Source organism: Devosia sp. P2_G7, assembly GCF_056403495.1.
In genome coordinates this window covers 36268-56581 of the sequence record NZ_JBFUFI010000018.1, presented here as the reverse complement: position 1 = coordinate 56581, position 20314 = coordinate 36268, and the positions used below count along the sequence as shown (strand labels likewise).

Below are 20314 nucleotides of genomic sequence, written 5' to 3'. Positions count from 1 at the left end.
ACTATTCCTTGGCGCCGGACCGGGTTTCGGCCCCGGCGGCGAATTGGCGTTGGAAGATGAGGAAGACGATCAGCGGAACGATGGTGGTGACGATAGCTGCCACCGAGCGCAGGTCCCAGTTGACTTCATAGGTGCCGGAAACGCGGGTCAGCATCACCGGCAGCGGAATGTTGGTCCTGAGGTAGAGCATCGGCAGCAGCAGCGCGTTCCAGGTCCAGAGGAACTGCAGGATGCCGACCGCGAAGACCGACGACAGCGAATTGGGCAGCACGATGTGCCAGAAGATCTGGATCGGGCCGCAGCCGTCGATCTTGGCCGCCTCGACCAGTTCTCGCGGGAAATCTTCGAGGAAGTTCTTCACGAGGAAGATCGACCACGCAAAGCTCAAGCCGACATAGGGGATGAGCACCGAGGCGATGTTGTCGATCAGCCCCAGTTCCCGCCACAGCTGGAACAGCGGGATGATCACCACCTGCTGGGGCAGGACGAACGCGTTGATGATGACGATCAGCAACAGCCGCCGGAACGGGAACTTCAGGAAGTGGAAGGCGTAGGCGGCGGCTGGAGTCAGCAGCATCGTTGCGACGGTGGCAATGGCGGCGAGCTGCATCGTGGTCCAGAAGGCCTTGGCGAGCGGATACTCGTCCCAGACCTTGAACCAGGCGTCGAGCGTGAAGCTCAACTGGTCCAGCCGCCACCATCCGAGCGCCACCTCGCTGGGCGGGCGAATGGAGGTAACGACGATGCCGATGATGGGGATCACCCAGATACAGGCGATGACGCCGACGGCCCAGACTGTCCATTGGGGAACGCGGCCGATCATCTTGCACCAGCCGTACGTTGGACGATGGCAGGGATCGAGATGATGAGCACCGCGACGAGCAACACCACGGTCGCGGCGGCGCCGTAGCCCAGTTTGAACTGGGTCATCGACTCCCGGTACATGAAGTATCCAACCGTCTCGGTAGCGCGCACCGGTCCGCCGCCGGTGATGATGTAGATGATGTCGAAGGCACGCAGCGCTCCGAGCAGGTTGATGAAGATCGCGACCCGCACGCCGGGCAGCGAAAGCGGCATCATGATCGAGCGCATGATCTGGCCGGGTGTCGCACCATCGAGATAGGCGGCTTCGAGCACAGTACGCGGGATCGCCTGCACCGAGGCGAAGCAGAGCATGAGCGGCAGCCCTACCCCGCCCCACGAGGCGGCGACGATCAGCGACCAGAGCGCCGTGTTGGGATCGCCCAGCCACGGATGGGAGAAGCCGGGCGAGAAGAGGCCGATGACGGTGTTGAGTAGCCCGCCTGCATCGGGACGAAAGATGCCGATCCACATATAGCCGGCGACAGCTTCGGAAATGCCGAAGGCGGCAAAGATCATGACCCGGAAAGGCAGCGTCTGGCGCGGCGCGAAGGAGCACAGCATGGCCAGAAGCCAGCCCATCGATACCGAAACAGCGGTGGTCGCGAGCGTGAAGATAAGCGTCGTCGAAAGCGTGTTGCGGAAGGCCGGATCGGCAAACAGCTTCACATAGTTGCCCACGGCGACGTATTTGGGTTTGCCGAGCCCCTTGATGTCGAAGAAGCTCAGCCGGATCGTTTCGAACAGCGGGAAGATGACCGCGATACCGAACAGCACGATCACGGGAGCGATCAACAGCCAGGCTGCTGGCCAGTCGCCGATCCGCCACCCGCGGGTGGCAAGCAGCTTGCGCCGCTCACCACTCGCCGGGGAGGAGACCTGCGTGGCCGTTGCGCCCGAGGCGCTATCGGCGACGGTCTGCTGCATCAGTAGGATTCCGCCGCCTTGGCTTCGATCGCCGCGGTGACCGCGTCGATATTGGCGTCAGACGGATCCTGCAGGAACTTCTGCAGCTGTACGCGATATTCGTCGACCAGATCGCCCGGCAGCAGATCGCCGAGGACGAACTGCACCTTGGATGCCGCGACTGCCGCCGTCGCCGTCTTCTGGACCGGGCCGAGCAACGAGGTGTCGGCGGCGGTGGAGGGCGAGGCATAGCCGTAGTCGGCGAGGATCTTGGCGGCGTCGGCACTGACGATGTAGTCCATGAACGCATCGGCCGCGGCGGGGTTGGTGCCGTTGGCGGTGACATTCAATTCCTTGGTGTCGACGCTCGAGGTGTCGTCATGCCCAGCGCCGAGGGACGGGAACTGGAACAGGCCGTAGTCGACGCCTTCCTCAAGCGCGTAGTCGTTCTTGGCACGTGCGTTGTTCCACATGCCGATCATCGTGTAGGCCGAGGTCTTGGCCTTGAAGACAGAGTCCGAAGCGGCATCCCACTCGTTGGCGAGCATCGTCGCCGGATCGCCGCAGCAACCGGCAGCCAGCAGTTCGGCATACTTCTTGAGCGCGCCCTTTACTGCCGGATCGGTCCAGGGGATCTCGTGCTTGGCGAGCTTGGCAGCGGTTTCGACGCCGGCCGTGCGGAGCAGCAGCGTCTCGAACCACTCGGCATGTGCCCAATACTTGGCACCGACGGCGATCGGCGTGGCGAAGCCGGCAGCCTTCAGCTTGTCGAAGCTGGCGGTGAACTCGTCCCAGGTCTTGGGCGGTTCGATGCCGGCCTTCTTCAGCGCGTCGGCAGCGTACCAGATGCCTGAGCGATCGCCGTAGGTGTACGTGACGGCGTAGGGGACGCCGTCGATCGAACCGAGGTCCTTCCAGGACTGGTTGAGCTTGCTGTCCCAGTCATATTTGCCCCACTGCTCGTCGATGGGGCGCAGGATGCCGGCGTCGGCCAGTTCCTTACGGAAGGCGGGCCAGGTGTTGATGATCACATCCACCACTTCCCCGCCGAGCAAAGCGGTGCGGATGCCGCCGCGAGCGTCGCCCTGCGCGGTGATGCTGAGCTCGCGGATGGTGACGCCGGGGTTCTTAGCAACGAAGGCGTCCTCGAGCTTCTTCCACATCTCGGCGTCTGTGCCGCCCTGCCACTGCAAGATGGCGAGCTCGCCGCTCAAATCCTGAGCGAGGGTGGGCGCGGCTGCGAGCAGCGCGACGATGCCGACGCCAGCCAGGACGGCGCGCCGGCGGAATCCGGGCGTGAGTGCACTCATGGTCATTGGTCTCCTCCTCCTTGATCGCCGGCCGTTCGGGCCGTTCCTTCGTATCAAGTAAGTTGAAACGTTATCATCTAAGATGGTTGCGACAAGCCGCATCTGTGGATCGACGCGGAAAATCATTCTAACATGCTAGCATGAATGACGATAACCAATTGACAATGATGGATTATTCTCGGTCACACGCGAAGTGGTGACAGGACGCAATCGTCGAGCTAGCCTTCGCAAATGGTCAGCGGTTCGGGGATGACATCAGGCAGGGTTTGGCAACGCCAGGTGCCTGCGCCACCTGTGCGATGCCGAAGGCACCGCTTTGCTTGATCACCGCCTGACCCTCACTCGCGACGGCATCGCCGCCCGGTCACTGGAGGGTATCGTTCCGGCCGAGCGCTACATCGATACGACAGTGCGCCAGGCAATCGTCCCCTCGGCAGCCTTGCGCCGCGCGCCGTCACCCGGCGCCGAACAGCTCGACCAGTTGCTGTTCGGCGAGCCGTTCGAGGTGCTGGACGAGGCGGATGGATGGGCGTTCGGGCAGGCGAAGCGAGATGGCTACGTCGGCTATGTCGCAGCTGCCGCCCTCGGCGCGCCGGCTGCGGCGCCGACGCATACGGTGCGGGCGCTGAGGACATACGGTTTCAGTGCCCCCAGCATCAAGGCGGCGCCGGTCGGGCTCTATTCGATGAACGCGCTGCTGACGGCCGAGCATCGTGAGGGACGGTTCGTGAAAACGGCGGGCGGCTGGTTTGTCGAGGAACATCTTGTTCCGGTCGGCCAGGATGCGCCTGACTACGTGGCGGTGGCCGAGCGGTTCGTGGGCGCGCCCTACCAGTGGGGTGGGCGAGAGAGCCTGGGGCTCGACTGCTCCGGGCTGGTGCAACAGTCGCTCTACGCCGGCGGTCGGATCTGCCCGCGCGACAGCGACCAGCAGGCGGCAATGGGCGAGCCGGTCGAGGCGCTGCAGCGCGGCGACCTGGTATTCTGGCGCGGCCACGTGGCCATGATGACCAGCGCAACCGACATCATCCATGCCAATGCCTTCCACATGGCGGTGGTGATCGAACCGCTGGCCGAGGCGGTGGCGCGGATCAGCAGCCGCGGTGGCGGCGAGCCGACGGGTTATCGGCGGATCTGATCGTGGCTCACGCCGGCATCGGGCGGATGAAGTGGTTGGCCGCGATCTCGCGCACTTCGGGCTGGGCGATGGCCGACTGGCGGCGGATCACGTCGATGCGGCCGAGTTCGTCGCCGAAGCGGGTGTCGCCGAAGCGGCGGTCGGGGTCCGGAACGGCCGACAGCAACAGCCGGGTGTAGGGGTGCTGTGGGTTGCCGAGTACGCTTTCGGTCTCGCCCCATTCGACGATCTGGCCGGCGTACATGACCATGATGTCCTCGGCGACGTAGCGGGCGGTGGCGATGTCGTGGGTGATGTAGAGCACCGCGAGACCGAGCTGACGCTTCATGTCGTTGAGCAGGTTCAGGATGCCGAGCCGCACCGAGACGTCGAGCATCGAAGTGGGCTCGTCGGCGATGATCACCTCGGGGTTCACGGCGAGGGCGCGGGCGATACTGATGCGCTGGCGCTGGCCGCCGGACAGCTCATGCGGGTATTTCGGCAGGATCAGCGCCGGGTCGAGTTTTACCCGGGTGAGAACCTCGGCGACAGCGGCATCGCGGGCGGCGCCCTTGAGGTTGGGCTGGTGCAGGCGCATCGGCCGCTCGAGGTGATAGCGGATGGTGTGCACCGGGTTCAGTGACGAGAACGGGTCCTGGAACACCATCTGCACGGCGCTGCGATAGGCCTTCATGTCACGGACGGCGCTGCCCTCGATGGGCTCGCCCCGGAACAGCAGGCGCCCGTCGTCGGGCCGGTACTCGCGCATGATCAGACGGGCGGCGGTGGTCTTGCCGGAGCCGGATTCGCCGACAAGCGCGAGGGTGCGGCCCGGATGCAGCGCGAACGACACGGCGCGCGCGGCGTGGACGGTGCTGCCGCCGCGGTGGAAGACCTTCGACACATTGTCGAGAGCGAGGATGGGCGCGGTGTCGGTCATGGCGTGGTGGCCTCGGCGATGCGGGCACCAGTGAGGCGCGGGATCGAAGCCCAGAGTTTTCGCGTATAGTCGTGCTGTGGCGACCGATAGATCGCCTGCGCGTCGTTGACCTCGACCAGTTCGCCTTCGAGCATGATGCCAATGCGGTCGGAAACCTGCACCATCAGGGCGAGGTCGTGGGTGATGAACAGCACCGAGAAGCCGAGCTCCTGGCGCAGCTTGTGGATGCGCTCGAGGATTTCGCGCTGCACCACCACGTCGAGCGCCGTGGTCGGCTCATCCATGATCAAGAGCTTGGGGTTGAGCGCGAGGCAGATGGCGATGACGACGCGCTGGCGCATGCCGCCTGAGAGCTGGTGCGGATAGGCCGAGAGCCGGTCGGCGGGAATGTCGACCAGCGCCAGCAGTTCAGCGGCGCGGGCGCGGGCAGCGGGGCGCGACATGCCGGTATGGGTCTTCAGCACGTCGTAGAACTGGTGCTCGATTGATAGCACCGGGTTCAGCGAGTTCATGGCACTCTGGAACACCATCGCCACCTCGCGCCAGCGCATCTCCTTGAGCGCCGCATCGTCGAGGGCGAGGACATCGCGGCCGTTGAGGAGGATCTGGCTGCCGGAGCGGATCAGCGCCGGCGGGCGGTGCAGCCGACTGATGGCGAAGGCGATGGTGCTCTTGCCGCAGCCGGACTCGCCGGCGAGGCCGAAGAACTCGCCCTTGGCGATGTCGAAGCTGACGTTCTTGACCGCGTGGAAATCGGTGGTCGCGCCGATGTAGTCGATGGTGAGGTTGCGGATCGAGAGGACGGGATCGCTCACAGCTTGCCCTCCCCGCGGCGGATCAGGCCGGTCCAGCGGGCCAGCATGCCGCCGGTCCTGAGCCGCGGGTTGGCGATTTCGTCGATGGCGAAGTTGATCAGCGCGAGGCCGAGGCCGAGCACGGCGAGCGCGACGCAGGGGGTGAGAATGTCCCACCAGGCGCCGACCGAAAGGGCCGAGGCGTTCTGGGCGTTGTAGAGCATGATGCCCCAGGAGACGGTGTTGGGATCCCCCAGCCCGAGGAACTCGAGCGTCGCTTCGGTGATGACGGCGAACAGCACGCTGCCGATGAAGTTGATGCCGACGATCGAGATCAGGTTGGGGAAGATCTCGAACGCCATGATGCGCCAGCCGGGTTCACCCAGCATCTCGGCGGATTTGACGAAGTCGCGCTGGCGGATCGACAGGGTCTCCGAGCGGGTGACGCGGACGCCCCAGGCCCATGAGGTGAAGCCGAGGATAATGGCGATGACCAGCGGGCTCGCCTGGCCGATGAACGCCGCCAGCACCAGCAGCAGCGGCAGGTTGGGGATGACCAGCACCATGTTGGTCAGGAAGGTGATGACCTCGTCGACCACGCCACCCTTGTAGCCGGCGATGATGCCGAGGACGGTGCCGATGATGGTGATCAGCAGCCCGGCGCCGAAGCCGACAGCGAGCGAGATGCGGGCGCCGTGGAGCAGCCGGGTGAAGACGTCGTAGCCGAGGCGGGTGGTGCCGAGCAGGTGGTCGGCGGACGGCGGCTGGTGCGGCCGGCCGACGCGCTGGGTCGGGCTATACTCGGTGAGCAGCGGGGCGAAGATGGCGACGAGGATGACGATCGCGAGGATGGTCACGCCGACGAGGGCTTTGCGGTTGCGCAGCAGCTGGGTGAGGACGCTCATCGGTCAGGCCCGCTTCAGGCGTGGGTCGAGCAGCACGTAGCTCAAATCGACGACGAAATTGGCGACCAGCATGGCGGCCGTCATGATCAGCAGCGCGCCCTGGATCACCGGATAGTCGCGCGCGAGGATGGCCTGGTAGAGCGTGTTGCCCATGCCGGGGTAGTTGAACACCACCTCGGTCACCAGCGAGCCGCCGAGTACGGCGCCGAGCGAAATGGCTAGAGCCGAGACCGTGGGCAGCAGCGCGTTTCGCGCGGCATACCACAGCATGACGCCCCGGTCGCTGAGGCCTTTGGCGCGGCCCATGACGATGTAGTCCTCACCGAGCAGGTTGATCATGTTGTTGCGCATGGTCACGGCGAAGCCGCCGGTGAGTACGATGACCATGGTCAGCATCGGCAGGGTGCCGTGGTAGAGGACGCTGAGGATGTAGTCCCAGCCCCAGGACGGATCGAGCATCGGGTCGGCGGCATAGCCGTTGGGGAACCAGCCGAGCGTGTAGCCGAAGGCGAAGAGGGTGATCAGCGAGACCACCACCGCGGGGACCGAGCTCGAGAAGATCGAAGCCAGCGAAATGACAGTGTCGAACCGGGTGCCGCGGCGCCAGGCGGCCATCACCCCGAGCAGCGTGCCGATGGTGAAGCCGATGATCGTCGCCGTGCCGACGAGGCCGACAGTCCAGATCAGGGCGCGGCCGAGCAGCTCGGTGACCGGCAGCGGGTAAAAACGGATCGAGCGGCCGAGGTCGCCAGTGAAGACGCTCCTCAGGTACGCAAGATACTGCTCGCCGATCGGCGCATCGATGAAGCCGAAGGTGAGCTTCAGCGCATTGAGGTTCTCGAGCGACAGGTCGGAGCCGGCGCCAGCAAACATCTTCTGGATCGGGTCGCCCGGCATCAGGCGCGGCAGGAAGAAGTTGATGGTTGCCGCAGCGATGAAGGCCGCCAGATAGAACACCACTCGGCGGAGCAGAAAGGCCATGGATCTCGGGGTTCCGCTAGGTGAGGAGCGAGGGCGCGACGAACGCGCCCTCGCCTAACGTCGGACTATTGCGCGACCGGACGCAGCGCCAGGAGCTGGAGCAAGCGGCCCGGGTTGGCGTTGGAGACCACCGGCGAGGTGATCGGGTTTTCCGCGTTGGCCCAGCCGCTGAAGCGCTTGGTGCTGTACTGGTAGAACGACGGGCTGTTGTAGACCGGGATCACCGGCATGGCCTCGGCCACCTTGAGCTGGATGGCGTCCATGATCGACTTTTGCTCGGCCGGGTCCTTCACCTGGGTGTACTTGTTCAGCATCTCGACGACAGTCGGGTCGGTCCAGCGCTGCGCCGAGGTGCGGCTCTTGCCGAAATCGGCCGGGTTGAACGAGCGGATGTAGGGGAAGTAGGGGTTGGCCGCCGAGGCGATGGCGTTGAGCGACATCGAGTACTTGGCGTCGATCAGATCGGAAGCCCAGACCGATTCCTCGGGCGTCGACATCTTCACGTTGAGGCCGGCCGCCTTCAGCGACTCGAGCGCGATCTGCACGGCATCGATCCAGTCGGTCCAGCCGTTGGGGATCTCGATGTCGATGGCGATCGGGGTGCCGTCGGCGTTGTCGCGGAAGCCGTCGCCGTCCTTGTCGACGTAGCCCGACTTGTCGAGCAGCGCCTTGCCGGCTTCGAGGTCGAACTTGCCGTACTGGCCGAACTGGGTGACCACCTCGGGGTTGCCGAAGGCCTTGTAGAACGAGCCCAGCATGGCCGGGTCCTCGTTGATCACCGGATAGCCGTAGCCGGCGATGTCGATGATCGACTGGCGGTCGATCAGCATGGAGACGGCACGGCGGAAGTTGACGTCGTTGAACGCCTTCTTGTTGTTGGCGTCAGGCGTTTCGAGGTTGAGCGTGAAGGCCACGAGGCTCGAGGGCAGGAACCAGTAGTGGTTGTTCACCGGGTCCTTGGCGACGAAGGTATTGTCGATGTCGGGCACGAAGCTGGTCGCCCAGTCGAGCGTGCCGTCCACCAGCGCTGCAAGCACCTGCGGATTGTCGGCGAGCTGCGGCATGCGGATGCAATCGACGTGGAGGCTCGCGGCATCCCAGTAGTTGGGGTTGCGGCACTGCTCGTAGACCTGCGGGGTGAAGCGGCTGATCTCGGTCATCGGGCCGGAGCCGACCGGATTCTCGTTGGCGAAGGTCGCCGGGTCGGCGACATCCTTCCAGATGTGCTCGGGCACGATCGGCATGGCGACGATGGTGGTGGCGACGAGCGAGTTGGGCTGGAGCAGGTTGAAGCGCACGGTGCGCTCATCGACCTTTTCCACCGACTCCATCAGCTTGGAGACCGAGTTGAAATCGAGCGCCGGGAACTTCTTCAGGTAGTCGTAGGTGAACACCACGTCGTTGGCGGTGAGCGGCTGGCCGTCGGACCACTTCAGCCCGTCGCGCAGCACGAAGGTGATCGACTTGAGGTCGTCGGCCAGCTCGAAGCTCTCGGCCAGGCGGTACTCCCACTTGGCGCCCGCGAGGCGGTTGAAGATCGCCAGCGGCTCGTAGATGAAATCCTTAGTGGTGGCGCGCGCCGACGTCTGGTTGAACGGGTTGAAGTTGCGCACGTAGGTCGTGGTCTGCTCGGAGCTGATGGTCAGCACCGTCTGCGCGCTTGCCGGCGCCGTCAAAGCCAGCGCCAGGGCGGTGGCCGCAATCAGCTTGCTCTTTAACACTTCCAGTCTCCTCTTTGTCGGCGTCGCCTCAGGCGAGGCCGTTCTCCCGAAAAATCCCTTCGACTTCGGCGTGGAGTGCAGTGGCATCCACGCGAAGGTTACCGCGTTTGCGCGTCGCGCGAGTGATTCGTTCGATCGTTTGCCCAGTTAGCGGGCGCGCGCCGCTGGCTGCCGAAATACTGGCCTCGAGGCCACCCTGGGTCAGCAGCGCGATGTCGCAACCGGCATCGAGTGCGGCGGCGACGCGCTGGGCCGGAGTGCCTTTCAGCGCCTCCATGCTGAGGCAATCGGTGATCAGCACGCCGTCATAGCCGATATCGTTGCGGATCAGAGCGTAGACGTCGGGCGAAACCGAGGCCGCGCGCTGCGCGTCGATCTTTGTGAAGACCAGGTGGGCGACCATGGCCCAGGGAGTGGTCTTCAGCGCGATGAACGGCTGGAAGTCGGTGGCACGCAGGTCGTCGAGCGCGGCATCGACAACAGGGCAATCGAAATGTGGGTCGACCGTCACCCGGCCATAGCCCGGGATGTGCTTCATGATCGGCAGCGCGCCAACCTCGAGCATGCCGTCGATGACCTCGCGGGCGAGGGTCACCACCAGTTCCGGATCGTCGCCGAAGGCGCGCTGGCCGATGACGTCGTGGGTGCCCTTGCGGGCGAGATCGACCACTGGCGTCGTGCCGCTGTCGATGGTGAGATCGGTCATGATGGCGCCCATCGCCTGGGTCGAGAGGCGCAGCGCGCGCTTCGCCAGCGCGAGGTCCTTCTTCGCCAGGGCACCGAATGAGCCCAGGCTGCGGAAGCTCGGCCAGTGGCCGTTGTCGAGGCGCTGAACGCGGCCGCCTTCCTGGTCGATGAAGATGGGCGCGTCGGGGCGGCCGACGACCTCGCGGAAGTGGGCGCAGAGCCGGCGGGTCTGCTCGCGATTGTCGAGGTTGCGGCGGAACAGGAACAGCCCATAGGGGTTCGCGTCGCGAAGGAATGCGATCTCGTCGGCAGCGAGTTCGTAGCCGGCAACGCCGACGAACAGGGCGAGGGGTGTGGAGGTCATACGGCCTGCTCGGGGTGGGTGACGTCGCGGGTGCGCTTCAGGGCGTCGATGGTCTGCTCGTAGCGCAGCCGGGCGACGCCCATGAACAGGCAGTCGACCAGCGCCAGTTGCGCGATACGGCTGACCATGGCGCCGGCGCGCAGCGTGCTTTCGCGGGCATGAGTGACGAGGCGTTCCTCGGCGGCCCGCGCCAGCGGCGATTCGCGTGAGCCGGTGATGGCGACGGTCAGCGCGCCATTGTCCTTGGCGAGCTTGAGGAACTGCACGGTGTCGGCGGTGGTGCCGGAATGCGAGAAGCCGATGGCGACGGTGTGGGTCGGCGACATCAGCGCCGCGGTCCAGGCCTCGTGCGCATCGGCCATCAGGAAGACGTTGCGGCCGACGCGGAACAGCTTGTGGTGCAGGTCCTGCGCGACGAAGTGGCTGGCGCCGATGCCGAAAAGCAGGATGCGTTCGGCCTGGTCGAGCGCCGTGACCACCCGCTCCAGTGTCTTGAAATCGAGGCTCGACACCGTCTCCTCGATGGCCAGCATTTCGAGCGAGGCGACCTTGGCGGCCATCTCCTCGAGCGTGTCGGTGCGGGCGATCTCGGCGCCGAGCGTCAGGCCGGAGCCGAACTGCGCCGCCTCCTTGCCGAGCTCGGTGGCGAGCGACATGCGAAGCTCGGCATAGCCGCTGACCCCAACGGCGCGGCAGAAGCGCACCACCGAGGCCACCGAGGTGCCGCAGGCTTCAGCGATCTGCGAGATGGTCTTTTCGAGCACGATCGCGGGGTTGTCGCGAATGGCCTTGGCGACCCGCCGCATCGTCGGCGTGAAGGTCGCGGCGGACGCCTCGATGTTCGACTGAATCCCCATCCGGACATTCATACTCACGCGAAACAAAAGTGCAACGCCTTCGGCCACACTGAAAACCATTGACAGCGAAAGCGCGGAGTTCCTACCTTCCAGCGACGCTCAGGAGCCCAGATGCCGCGCACCGAATCCCGTTGGGACACCCGTCGATGACCGCCGTTGTGAGGGACCGTAGGGTGCTGCTGAGCGAGCTCGATCGGCTCGTTTCCGAGGAGCGCAACCCGCGCACCATGGGCATCGATCTGATGTCGACGCCCGAGATCGTCGCGACCATCAATGGCGAGGACCGGCTGGTGCCCGAGGCGGTGGGCAAGACCCTGCCGCAGGTGGCGCAGGCGGTCGACCGGATCGTCGAGGCGTTCGGCAAGGGCGGGCGGCTGGTCTACATCGGCGCCGGCACCAGCGGACGGCTGGGCGTGCTCGACGCGTCGGAATGCCCACCGACCTTCGGCGTGCCACCGACGATGGTGGTGGGCGTGATCGCGGGTGGCCTCGGAGCGCTGGTCAGCGCTGTAGAGGGCGCCGAGGACAGCGCCGAGGGTGGCGCCGCCGACCTCCGCGCCATCGACCTCACCAATCGCGACGTGGTGGTGGGGATCGCGGTGAGCGGCCGCACCCCCTACGTCATCGGCGCGCTGAACTATGCCAAATCGCTTGGTGCGGTGACGGTAGGGCTCACCTGCAACCCGGCTTCCGTCATCGCCGGCATGGCCGATATCTCGATTGCGCCGCTGGTCGGTCCCGAAGTGGTCACCGGCTCGACGCGGTTGAAATCGGGCACGGCGCAGAAGCTGGTGCTCAACATGCTCTCCACTGCGAGCATGATCCGCATCGGCAAGACTTACCAGAACCTGATGGTCGACGTGCGCACCAGCAACGAGAAGCTGCTGGCGCGGGCGGTGCGCATCGTCATGCAGGCGACCGACTGCCCCGAGCAGGTCGCCGAAGATGCGCTGGAGCGCACCGGCAATGACGTGAAGCTGGCGATCCTGACTATCCTCACCGGCCAGAATGTCGAGGAGGCGCGTGCCGCCATGGCCGGCGCCGGCGGGTTTCTCAGACGCGCGCTCGAACCGGGCGCGTGACCACTAGACGACGTCCTGACGACTGGCTCGGAGCGGCTCCGCCGCCACCGGCCGAGACTGAAACAGAGAGGGAAAATACCATGCACTTGACCAACACCAAACGATTGCTCGCCGGCCTCGCCGTCGCCGCAACGCTGACCACCGCCTTCGCCCTGCCCGTGCAAGCCGCCAGCCTCCGCATGGCCTGGTCGCAGGATGCGACCGGGCTCGACCCGCATAAGCAGACAGCGTTCTCCTCGCTGCGCCTGCTCGAGCTGATCTACGAGCCGCTGGTGCGCCTCGATGCCAAGTACAATGTGTCGCCCGCCCTCGCGACAAGCTGGGAATTCTCGCCCGACGGGCTAACGCTGACCTTCAAGCTCGACCCGAACGCGAAATTCTCGACGGGCGATGCGGTGACCTCCGCCGATGTGAAGGCCTCCTACGAGCGTCTGCTCGATGAGGCGACAGCCGCCGCGGCGCGTGCCAACTTCCTCTCAATCGCATCGATCGACACGCCCGACCCGCAGACCGTGGTGTTTCACCTGAGCCAGCCCGACGCGCCGATCCTCGTCGCCATGTCGGGCACCAACGCCTCGATCGTTCCGGCGAGCGCGGTGGCCGACGGCAGCATCGGCACCAAGGCCATCGGATCGGGCCCGTTCGTGCTCGACGAGTGGGATCCGAACGTGAAGGACGTGCTGAGCGCCAACCCGAATTGGGCCGGCGGCAAGGTCGGCGTCGACGGCATCACCATCTCGGTGCTGCCATCCGAGAGCGCCATCATCGACTCGATGCGCGCCAACCAGACGGACTTCGCGCTGTTCAACGATCCGACGGTCGCGACGCTCATTCCGGGTGAGCAGGGCATGACGCTCAACCGGATCCCGGGCCTCGCCTACAATGTGTTGCAGATGAACCCATCGCGGCCACCGATGGACAACCTCAAGGTCCGGCAGGCTATCTCCTGCGCCGTCAACCGGCAGGAAATCATCGACACCGCGCTGATCGGCGAGGGCAAGGTCACCGGTCCCCTGACCATGGAAGCCTATGCTTCCGACCCCTCGACGCTGTTCTGCTATACGCAGGACGTCGAGAAGGCCAAAGCGCTGATGAAGGAAGCAGGCCAGGAAGCCGGCTTCTCGGTCGATGTGATTGCCGCGACCGGCGAGCCGCCCTACGCCGCCAACGAGGCGCAGGTGCTGCAGAGCCAGCTCGCCGCGATCGGCGTCAAGCTCAACATCAAGACCATGGACCTCAAGGTCTATGTCGACACCTGGCTGAAGGGTGATTTCGACATGGCGGTGGCCCAGAACGGTGGCCGCCCCGATCCGTATCCGATGTACAACCGCTACTTCACCAAGGACGGTAACCTGGTGAAGGTGTCGAACTTCGCCGATCCCGAACTCGACAAGCTGCTGCAGGAAGGCCGGGTCGAAACCGACGTCGCCAAGCGCAAGCCGATCTTCCAGCAGTTCGAGGCGCGCCTTGCCGAGCTGGCCCCGTGGGTGTGGATTTCGAGCACCGTGACCTACACGGCAAACCTCGACAGCGTGAAGGGCTACGAGGTCAATCCGAGCGGGTTGCTGTTCTCGCTCAGCAAAGTGACCGTGGGTCAGTGATTGTTTGAGGCGGGCCCCGGCCCGCCTCACCATGAAGCAGGTGCGGCCGACATGAACTATCTCACGCAACGGCTGCTGACGTTCCCGCTGGTTCTGCTGGGCGTCTCGCTGCTGGTGTTCTTTGCCATCCGGCTGGTGCCCGGCGACGCGATCATCGCGATGCTGGGCACCGAGGCGGGATTGCTGACGGAGGCGCAGCGGGCTTCGCTGGCCGCCTATTTCGGCCTCGACCAGCCGATTGTCGTACAATACGGCCGCTGGCTCGCGGGGCTGTTCGAGGGCAACCTCGGTATCTCGGTGACCTATGGCAAGCCCGTGCTCGAGGTGATCATCGCGCGCTTCCCGCTCACCCTCGAACTGGCTCTCCTCTCGATGGTGATCTCGCTGGCGGTCGGCATCCCCGCCGGGGTGTTCGCGGCGACGCGCGTCGATCGTCCGTCCGACCTGGTGGTGCGGCTCTTCGCTATGCTCGGGCAATCGACGCCGAGCTTCGTCGTCGGGCTGGTGCTGATCTATTTCCTCTCGGTGACCTTCCGCATGCTGCCGGCGATGGGCTCGTTCACCCCGCTGTTCGTCGATCCGATCGGCAACCTGAGCCAGATGATCCTGCCGTCGATCACGCTGGGCCTCAGCTTCGCGGCGGCGGTGACGCGCATCTCGCGCTCCGCCATGCTCGACGTGCTGAGCGACGACTATGTGCGCACGGCGCGCAGCAAGGGCGCCTCGCAGCGCGACGTGGTGTGGGGCCACGCGCTGCCCAATGCCCTGATTCCGGTGGTGACGCTGAGTGGCGTAGAGTTCGGCTACCTGCTCGGTGGCGCCGTGATCGTCGAGCAGATCTTCGCCCTGCCGGGGCTCGGCCGGCTGACGCTCGATGCGATCAGCCAGCGCGACTATCCGCTGGTGCAGGGCGCGGTGCTGTTCATCGCCCTCAACTTCCTCGTCGTGAACCTCCTCGTCGATCTCGCCTATGCGGCGCTCGATCCGCGTATCCGGCTCGGGGGCAAGTGATGGAGTTGCTCAAGGCGGTGCAACGGCACCCCAGTGGCCGGATCGGCGCGACGATCATCCTGGTCTTCCTCGTCCTCGCCGGGCTGGGCGCCGTCGGCCTCACGCCGCACGATCCCCTGAAGCAGTTCATCGTCGACCGCTTGAAGCCGCCAAGCTCCACCTACTGGTTCGGTACGGACCTCCTCGGCCGCGATACCTTCAGCCGCCTGATGCTGGGGATCAGCGAGTCCTTCATCGTCGCTTTCGCGTCAGTCGCTGTTGCGTCGACCGCCGGGGCGGTGATCGGGCTGTTTGCTGCCTGGTGGGGCCACCTGTGGGATGGCGTCTTGATGCGGACGATGGACGTGCTGCTGGCCTTCCCGGCGATTCTGCTCGCGCTGCTGATCGTCGCGATCGAGGGGGCCGGGATGGTGACCAGCATCGTTGCGATCGGCATCGTCTACACGCCGATCTTTGCCCGCGTGGTGCGGGCGCCGGCGCTGGCGCTCAAGGCGCGCGAGTTCGTCGAAGCGGCGCGCACCTTCGGCAGCTCCCAGGGCTACATCCTCACGCGGCACCTCCTGCTCAACCTCGTCGCGCCGCTGACGGTGCAGATCACGTTGGCGCTGGCCTGGGCGCTGCTGACCGAATCCGGCCTGAGCTTCCTCGGCCTCGGCACACAGCCACCGGCGCCGTCGCTGGGGGTGATGCTCGCCGAGAGCAAGTCGATGATGACGCGCGCACCCTGGCTGATGGTATTCCCCGGCCTCACCATCATGCTCGCTATTCTCGGCTTCAACCTGCTCGGCGATGCGCTGCGCGACATCCTCGATCCGCGCACGCAGGAGCGAGCCGCATGAGCGCCCTCCTCTCGGTCCGCGACCTCTGCGTCGGCTTCGGTCGCGATCCCAGGGCCAACGAAGTGGTCAAGGGCGTCAGCTTCGAGCTGCCCGCCGGCAAGACGCTCGCCATCGTCGGCGAGAGCGGCTCGGGCAAGTCGGTGACGGCACTGTCGATCAACCGGCTGGTCGATTTCGGTGGCGGCAGGATCACCGGGGGCAGCATCGAGCTGCAGCGAAGAGACGGTTCGATGCTCGACGTGACCACGGCAGACGAGCCGACGCTGACGCATGTGCGCGGTCGCGATATCGGCATGATCTTCCAGGAGCCGATGACCTCGCTCAACCCGGTGCACACCGTTGGCGCGCAGGTCGAGGAGGCCTTCCGGCTCAACCGCGGCCTCGCCGGTGCCGATGCCACACGCGCCGCCCGCGAGGCGCTCGACCGGGTGCGCATTCCGGATGCGGCGCAGCGGCTGAAATACTACCCGCACCAGCTGTCGGGCGGCATGCGGCAGCGCGTGATGATCGCCATGGTGCTGGCCAGCAACCCGCGCCTCCTGATCGCGGATGAGCCGACCACGGCACTCGACGTGACCGTGCAGGCGCAGATCATGGCGCTGCTGGCCGAACTCCGCGAAGAGCTCGGCATGGCGATGATCTTCATCACCCACGACATCGGCCTCGTCGCCGGCATCGCCGACGAGATCATGGTGATGCAGAACGGCGTCGCAGTGGAGCAAGGCGCGCTCGATGCCGTGCTCGACAACCCGCAGCATGACTACACGAAGCACCTGCTGAAGGCCGTCCCGCATTTCACCTTTGGCAACACGGTGCGCCATGACGGCGCTCGCACTGGCGCTGCGCCAATCGTCACGGTCGACAACCTCGCAGTGCGCTTCCCGGTGGTGAAGGGGCTGTTCCGTACCAAAGCCGGCGCAGTGCATGCTGTTGATGGCGTCGATTTCGACCTCGTGCCCAGCGAGACGCTCGCCATCGTCGGCGAGAGTGGCTCGGGCAAATCGACCACCGCCCGCGCCATCCTCGGGCTCGTCAAGGCGACGCGCGGGCGGATCGAGGCGAAGTCCGGCCGCAGCGGCCGGCCCGTGCAAATGGTGTTCCAGGACCCCTACGCCTCGCTCAACCCGCGCCTCAATGTCGAGGGTCTGCTCGCCGAGCCTGCCATCGCCGCGGGCCAGCGCGTCGACGCCAAGCTGCGCGAGCGGATGGCGTTCCTGCTAGAGCGCGTCGGCCTCACCAAGGATGCCCTCACCCGCTACCCGCACCAGTTCTCCGGCGGTCAGCGCCAGCGGCTCTGCATCGCCCGGGCCCTGATGCTGAACCCCGACGTGGTGGTGCTCGACGAGGCGGTGTCGGCGCTCGATGTCAGCGTCCAGGCGCGCGTCCTCGACCTCTTGATCGACCTGCAGCGCGAGTTCGGTCTCGCCTATCTGTTCATCTCGCACGACATGGCGGTGGTCGAGCGCATCGCCCACCGCGTCGCCGTGATGTATGCCGGCCAGATCGTCGAGATCGGCAATGCCGGCGCGGTGCTCGGTTCGCCGCAGCACAGCTACACTAAGCGCCTGATCGCGGCGGTGCCGGCGATCGAGCGTCGGCGCCAGCACTTCACCGTGGACGCAACGCAAGTGCCGTCGCTGGTACGACCGGTCGGGTTCGAACCTGCACCGGCCAAGTGGCGCGAAGCCGGCGAGGATCATCGCGTGCGCGTGGAGGAAGTTGCATGAGCCTGGACGCCACGCTCGATCGCGCCTTCGCGCCGCTGCAGGCGGCCGTGGAAGCAAAACGCATTCCCGGCGGGGTGCTCGGCGTCGTCGACCGTGACGGCAACCGGGCCGTGCGTTCGATCGGCTCGGCACAGCTGGTGCCAGCGCAGCGGCCGATGACCGACGATACCTGGTTCGACCTCGCGTCGCTGACCAAGGTGATCTTCACCACGCCGCGCATCCTGGCGCTGGCCGAGGCCGGTACGATCGACCTCGACGCGCCGCTGATCTCGGTGATCCCCGATTTCCGCCAGTACAACCCCGACAACGCCTGGGAGCGGAAGCTCACTTTTCGCCAGTGCCTCGGACACCAGACGCCGTTCCCTGGCGTGGTGCCGATCTACACCTACGGCACCGACCCCAACCTCTTGCGCGCGTGGGTGCTGCAGAACGAGTGGCAGGCCGGGCCCCCGGTCTATTCCGACATCAACTTCATCCTCCTCGGCATCGCCCTCGAGCGGCTCAGCGGCAAGCTGATCCGCCAGCAGGACCCCGGTCCAGGCTTCGCCTGGTCCGCCGATCCGCAGCAGGCGGCGGCCACCGAGCGGGATGCCTGGCGCGGCCGCGTCATCGTGGGCGAAGTTCATGACGAGAACTGCTACGCGCTGCAGGGCTCCGGCCATGCCGGCCTGTTCGGTACCGCCGCGTCAGTGCTCGGCTATGCGGAGGGGCTGCTGAGCGGCAAGGGCGCGGCGGCAAGCAGCATCACATTAATGCGCACGCCGTTATCGCCCCGCCGCACGCACGGCTGGGAACAACCGTACGAAGGATGGTCGGGCGGCGATCGCTGCTCGGCCGAAACCATCGGCCATACCGGCTTCACCGGCGTGGGCCTGTGGATCGACTTTGCCAGCGGGCGCGCCTGGACGCTGCTCACCAATCGCGTGCACCCCACACGGCACTTCGACAGCGGCATCATCGCGCTGCGCCGGGCGGTGGGTGACCTCGTGAACTCGGACTAGGAGACTGCCATGCAACCGATCTGGGCCGTGGGACTGATGACCGGCACCGTGCTCGACGGCAATATCGACGTGGCGCTGCTAAGAACCGACGGCGAGAGCATCGAACGCTTCGGCGCCTACACGCTGGCCCCCTACCCCCAATCGATCCGCGACACGCTCGAAGAGACGCTGACACAAGCGCGCAAGTGGAATTTCGAGGGGCCCGATCCGGCGATTTTCGCCAAGGCCGAGGAGATGCTGACCCGCGCGCAGGCGGCGGCGGTGAAGGAACTGGTGGAGAGCGCCGGCCTCAGCATGGCCGATATCGGCGTCGTCGGCTTCCACGGCCAGTCCGTGCTGCACCGCGCCCCACAGCCGGGCCGCATTGGCGCCACCCGCCAGCTCGGCAATGGCGAGCTGATGCATGAGCTGCTCGGTGTGAAGGTCGCCTACGATTTCCGCTCCGCCGACGTGCGGGCCGGCGGCCAGGGCGCGCCGCTCGCCGCGATCTATCACCAGGCGCTGCTGCGCAGCCTCGGCGCCCATGGCGAGACGGCCGTGCTGAACCTCGGCGGCGTCGCCAACGTCACCTACTGGGATGGTGCCGATCGGCTTGTCGCCTTCGACACGGGCCCTGCCAACGCCCCGCTCAACGACTTCATGAAAGCGCATGGCCTCGGCGACATGGATCGGGATGGTGCGTTCGCCCGCACCGGCACGGTGGACGAGGCACGACTCATGAAGCTCCTGCAGCACCCCTATCTCGCGGCGCTGCCGCCCAAGTCGCTCGATCGCTTCGACTTCACCTCGGCGATGGCCGACGGCCTTGATCCCGCGACCGGTGCAGCAACGCTCACGGCGTTCACCGCCGCCGCAGTCGGCAAGGGCCTGGACCTGCTGCCGAGCCGGCCAAAGAGGATCGTGGTCTGCGGTGGCGGCAGGCACAACCCGCTGATCATGGAAATGCTGAAAACCCGCGCCAACGTCGAAGCCGTCCCCGCCGAGGCGGTCGGCTGGCGCGGCGACGCCATAGAGGCAGAGTGCTTTGCCTTCCTCGCGGTGCGCGTGCTGCGCGGCCTGCCGATCAGTTTCCCGACGACCACCGGTGCGCCGCATCCCCTGCTCGGCGGGCGCCTTGCGGCCTAGAGCCGCTTCTGCAGAAACGTCCGCGTCCGGCCTTTGGGAAAATCCTCCAGCGCGCCGAAAGGCATATAGCCGGCACGCTGATAGACCTTCAGCGCGATGGGGTTGAAGGTGTCGATGTAGGCGCCATGGCAGCCCCGCGCCCGCGCCTCACTTTCAGCCGTCGCCAACATTCGGCCCGCCAGCCCTTCCCCGCGGCCCGCCTCGCCGACCCAGAGCCACTGCACGTAGAGCCAACCCCAAGCCGTGTAGCCCGAAATCCCACCGGCTGTCCCGCCCGCGTCATCACGCGCGACGACGACTAGCGGCTTGCGATCAGCCGGCCCGACATCGGCGTCATTGAACGCCGCGAGGCGCCCCCCGATAACCTGGAGGTCCTCGGCCGATGGCGTGTCGGTGACGCTGATCACAAGGTCGCTCATCCGCCGGCTCCTACTTGATGATTAAGTGCGGAAGGCGAGCAGGATAGCCAGAGTCCATCGCCACGA

Annotated in this window: 19 protein-coding genes; 8 read left to right on the top strand and 11 right to left on the bottom strand. The window is 66.0% G+C overall.

Features of this window, described 5'->3' with window-relative positions:
• Position 1: 1 nt before the first annotated feature.
• Genes AC1DWU_RS21950 through AC1DWU_RS21940 form a run of 3 tightly spaced genes read right to left on the bottom strand, consistent with a single transcriptional unit; the run spans position 2 to position 3083 of the window.
• Positions 2-823 carry a carbohydrate ABC transporter permease gene (locus tag AC1DWU_RS21950; protein ID WP_477152143.1) on the bottom strand — a complete coding sequence of 274 codons (822 nt, stop codon included), beginning with the start codon at positions 821-823 and terminating at the stop codon, positions 2-4.
• Complete coding sequence (locus AC1DWU_RS21945) at positions 820-1788, bottom strand: carbohydrate ABC transporter permease (protein WP_477152142.1); 969 nt, start codon at positions 1786-1788, stop codon at positions 820-822. The genes AC1DWU_RS21950 and AC1DWU_RS21945 overlap by 4 nt, the downstream gene beginning before the upstream one ends.
• Complete coding sequence (locus tag AC1DWU_RS21940; protein ID WP_477152141.1) at positions 1788-3083, bottom strand: ABC transporter substrate-binding protein; 1296 nt, start codon at positions 3081-3083, stop codon at positions 1788-1790. Before AC1DWU_RS21940 ends, AC1DWU_RS21945 begins: the two co-directional genes overlap by 1 nt.
• A 310-nt stretch (positions 3084-3393) precedes the next feature.
• On the opposite strand from AC1DWU_RS21940, the gene AC1DWU_RS21935 reads away from it, so the two are divergent.
• The gene (locus AC1DWU_RS21935) at positions 3394-4215 is read left to right on the top strand and encodes a C40 family peptidase (protein WP_477152140.1); all 822 of its coding nucleotides are present in this window, start codon (positions 3394-3396) and stop codon (positions 4213-4215) included.
• A gap of 7 nt (positions 4216-4222) precedes the next feature.
• Here the strand turns inward: AC1DWU_RS21935 and AC1DWU_RS21930 are convergent, their stop codons facing one another.
• The 7 genes from AC1DWU_RS21930 to AC1DWU_RS21900 all read right to left on the bottom strand — a co-directional run bounded on the left by AC1DWU_RS21930 (position 4223) and on the right by AC1DWU_RS21900 (position 11443).
• On the bottom strand, positions 4223-5134 hold the full coding sequence (locus AC1DWU_RS21930; RefSeq protein WP_477152139.1) for an ABC transporter ATP-binding protein: 912 nt from the start codon (positions 5132-5134) through the stop codon (positions 4223-4225).
• Complete coding sequence (locus tag AC1DWU_RS21925) at positions 5131-5949, bottom strand: ABC transporter ATP-binding protein (protein WP_477152138.1); 819 nt, start codon at positions 5947-5949, stop codon at positions 5131-5133. The genes AC1DWU_RS21930 and AC1DWU_RS21925 overlap by 4 nt, the downstream gene beginning before the upstream one ends.
• The gene (locus AC1DWU_RS21920) at positions 5946-6833 is read right to left on the bottom strand and encodes an ABC transporter permease (protein WP_477152137.1); all 888 of its coding nucleotides are present in this window, start codon (positions 6831-6833) and stop codon (positions 5946-5948) included. The genes AC1DWU_RS21925 and AC1DWU_RS21920 overlap by 4 nt, the downstream gene beginning before the upstream one ends.
• A gap of 3 nt (positions 6834-6836) precedes the next feature.
• Positions 6837-7814, bottom strand: coding sequence for an ABC transporter permease (locus AC1DWU_RS21915; protein WP_477152136.1), 978 nt, complete (start codon positions 7812-7814; stop codon positions 6837-6839).
• Positions 7815-7879: 65 nt separating this feature from the next.
• Entirely contained in the window at positions 7880-9535 is a 1656-nt protein-coding gene (locus tag AC1DWU_RS21910; protein WP_477152135.1) for an ABC transporter substrate-binding protein, read from the bottom strand.
• A 28-nt stretch (positions 9536-9563) separates the two neighbouring features.
• Positions 9564-10586 (bottom strand): beta-N-acetylhexosaminidase, encoded by a 1023-nt coding sequence (gene nagZ, locus AC1DWU_RS21905; RefSeq protein ID WP_477152134.1) that lies wholly within the window; start codon positions 10584-10586, stop codon positions 9564-9566.
• On the bottom strand, positions 10583-11443 hold the full coding sequence (locus tag AC1DWU_RS21900; RefSeq protein ID WP_477152133.1) for a MurR/RpiR family transcriptional regulator: 861 nt from the start codon (positions 11441-11443) through the stop codon (positions 10583-10585). The genes nagZ and AC1DWU_RS21900 overlap by 4 nt, the downstream gene beginning before the upstream one ends.
• A gap of 146 nt (positions 11444-11589) precedes the next feature.
• On the opposite strand from AC1DWU_RS21900, the gene murQ reads away from it, so the two are divergent.
• The 7 genes from murQ (at position 11590) to AC1DWU_RS21865 (ending at position 19829) form a co-directional block, all read left to right on the top strand.
• Positions 11590-12525: an N-acetylmuramic acid 6-phosphate etherase gene (murQ, locus tag AC1DWU_RS21895; RefSeq protein ID WP_477152132.1), complete on the top strand. Its 936-nt coding sequence runs from the start codon at positions 11590-11592 to the stop codon at positions 12523-12525.
• Between the two features lie 80 nt (positions 12526-12605).
• The gene (locus AC1DWU_RS21890; protein WP_477152131.1) at positions 12606-14126 is read left to right on the top strand and encodes an ABC transporter substrate-binding protein; all 1521 of its coding nucleotides are present in this window, start codon (positions 12606-12608) and stop codon (positions 14124-14126) included.
• 51 nt (positions 14127-14177) lie between these two features.
• Positions 14178-15137 carry an ABC transporter permease gene (locus AC1DWU_RS21885; RefSeq protein WP_477152130.1) on the top strand — a complete coding sequence of 320 codons (960 nt, stop codon included), beginning with the start codon at positions 14178-14180 and terminating at the stop codon, positions 15135-15137.
• Positions 15137-15976, top strand: coding sequence for an ABC transporter permease (locus AC1DWU_RS21880; RefSeq protein WP_477152129.1), 840 nt, complete (start codon positions 15137-15139; stop codon positions 15974-15976). Before AC1DWU_RS21885 ends, AC1DWU_RS21880 begins: the two co-directional genes overlap by 1 nt.
• On the top strand, positions 15973-17703 hold the full coding sequence (locus AC1DWU_RS21875; RefSeq protein WP_477152128.1) for an ABC transporter ATP-binding protein: 1731 nt from the start codon (positions 15973-15975) through the stop codon (positions 17701-17703). Before AC1DWU_RS21880 ends, AC1DWU_RS21875 begins: the two co-directional genes overlap by 4 nt.
• Positions 17700-18704, top strand: a complete 1005-nt coding sequence (locus AC1DWU_RS21870) for a serine hydrolase domain-containing protein (RefSeq protein WP_477152127.1) — start codon at positions 17700-17702, stop codon at positions 18702-18704. Before AC1DWU_RS21875 ends, AC1DWU_RS21870 begins: the two co-directional genes overlap by 4 nt.
• A gap of 9 nt (positions 18705-18713) precedes the next feature.
• Entirely contained in the window at positions 18714-19829 is a 1116-nt protein-coding gene (locus AC1DWU_RS21865) for an anhydro-N-acetylmuramic acid kinase (protein WP_477152126.1), read from the top strand.
• Here AC1DWU_RS21865 and AC1DWU_RS21860 read toward each other — a convergent pair.
• On the bottom strand, positions 19826-20248 hold the full coding sequence (locus tag AC1DWU_RS21860) for a GNAT family N-acetyltransferase (RefSeq protein WP_477152125.1): 423 nt from the start codon (positions 20246-20248) through the stop codon (positions 19826-19828). The genes AC1DWU_RS21865 and AC1DWU_RS21860 overlap by 4 nt on opposite strands.
• Between the last annotated feature and the right edge of the window lie 66 nt (positions 20249-20314).

What these genes read in the sequence shown, in the direction of transcription:
- AC1DWU_RS21950 (WP_477152143.1), bottom strand. Translation starts at nt 823, where the DNA reads ATGATCGGCCGCGTTCCCCAATGGACAGTCTGGGCCGTCGGCGTCATC.
- AC1DWU_RS21885 (WP_477152130.1), top strand. Translation starts at nt 14,178, where the DNA reads ATGAACTATCTCACGCAACGGCTGCTGACGTTCCCGCTGGTTCTGCTG.
- AC1DWU_RS21940 (WP_477152141.1), bottom strand. Translation starts at nt 3,083, where the DNA reads ATGACCATGAGTGCACTCACGCCCGGATTCCGCCGGCGCGCCGTCCTG.
- AC1DWU_RS21890 (WP_477152131.1), top strand. Translation starts at nt 12,606, where the DNA reads ATGCACTTGACCAACACCAAACGATTGCTCGCCGGCCTCGCCGTCGCC.
- AC1DWU_RS21870 (WP_477152127.1), top strand. Translation starts at nt 17,700, where the DNA reads ATGAGCCTGGACGCCACGCTCGATCGCGCCTTCGCGCCGCTGCAGGCG.
- AC1DWU_RS21865 (WP_477152126.1), top strand. Translation starts at nt 18,714, where the DNA reads ATGCAACCGATCTGGGCCGTGGGACTGATGACCGGCACCGTGCTCGAC.
- AC1DWU_RS21915 (WP_477152136.1), bottom strand. Translation starts at nt 7,814, where the DNA reads ATGGCCTTTCTGCTCCGCCGAGTGGTGTTCTATCTGGCGGCCTTCATC.
- AC1DWU_RS21900 (WP_477152133.1), bottom strand. Translation starts at nt 11,443, where the DNA reads ATGGGGATTCAGTCGAACATCGAGGCGTCCGCCGCGACCTTCACGCCG.
- AC1DWU_RS21875 (WP_477152128.1), top strand. Translation starts at nt 15,973, where the DNA reads ATGAGCGCCCTCCTCTCGGTCCGCGACCTCTGCGTCGGCTTCGGTCGC.
- AC1DWU_RS21920 (WP_477152137.1), bottom strand. Translation starts at nt 6,833, where the DNA reads ATGAGCGTCCTCACCCAGCTGCTGCGCAACCGCAAAGCCCTCGTCGGC.
- AC1DWU_RS21945 (WP_477152142.1), bottom strand. Translation starts at nt 1,788, where the DNA reads ATGCAGCAGACCGTCGCCGATAGCGCCTCGGGCGCAACGGCCACGCAG.
- AC1DWU_RS21930 (WP_477152139.1), bottom strand. Translation starts at nt 5,134, where the DNA reads ATGACCGACACCGCGCCCATCCTCGCTCTCGACAATGTGTCGAAGGTC.
- murQ (WP_477152132.1), top strand. Translation starts at nt 11,590, where the DNA reads ATGACCGCCGTTGTGAGGGACCGTAGGGTGCTGCTGAGCGAGCTCGAT.
- AC1DWU_RS21860 (WP_477152125.1), bottom strand. Translation starts at nt 20,248, where the DNA reads ATGAGCGACCTTGTGATCAGCGTCACCGACACGCCATCGGCCGAGGAC.
- nagZ (WP_477152134.1), bottom strand. Translation starts at nt 10,586, where the DNA reads ATGACCTCCACACCCCTCGCCCTGTTCGTCGGCGTTGCCGGCTACGAA.
- AC1DWU_RS21880 (WP_477152129.1), top strand. Translation starts at nt 15,137, where the DNA reads ATGGAGTTGCTCAAGGCGGTGCAACGGCACCCCAGTGGCCGGATCGGC.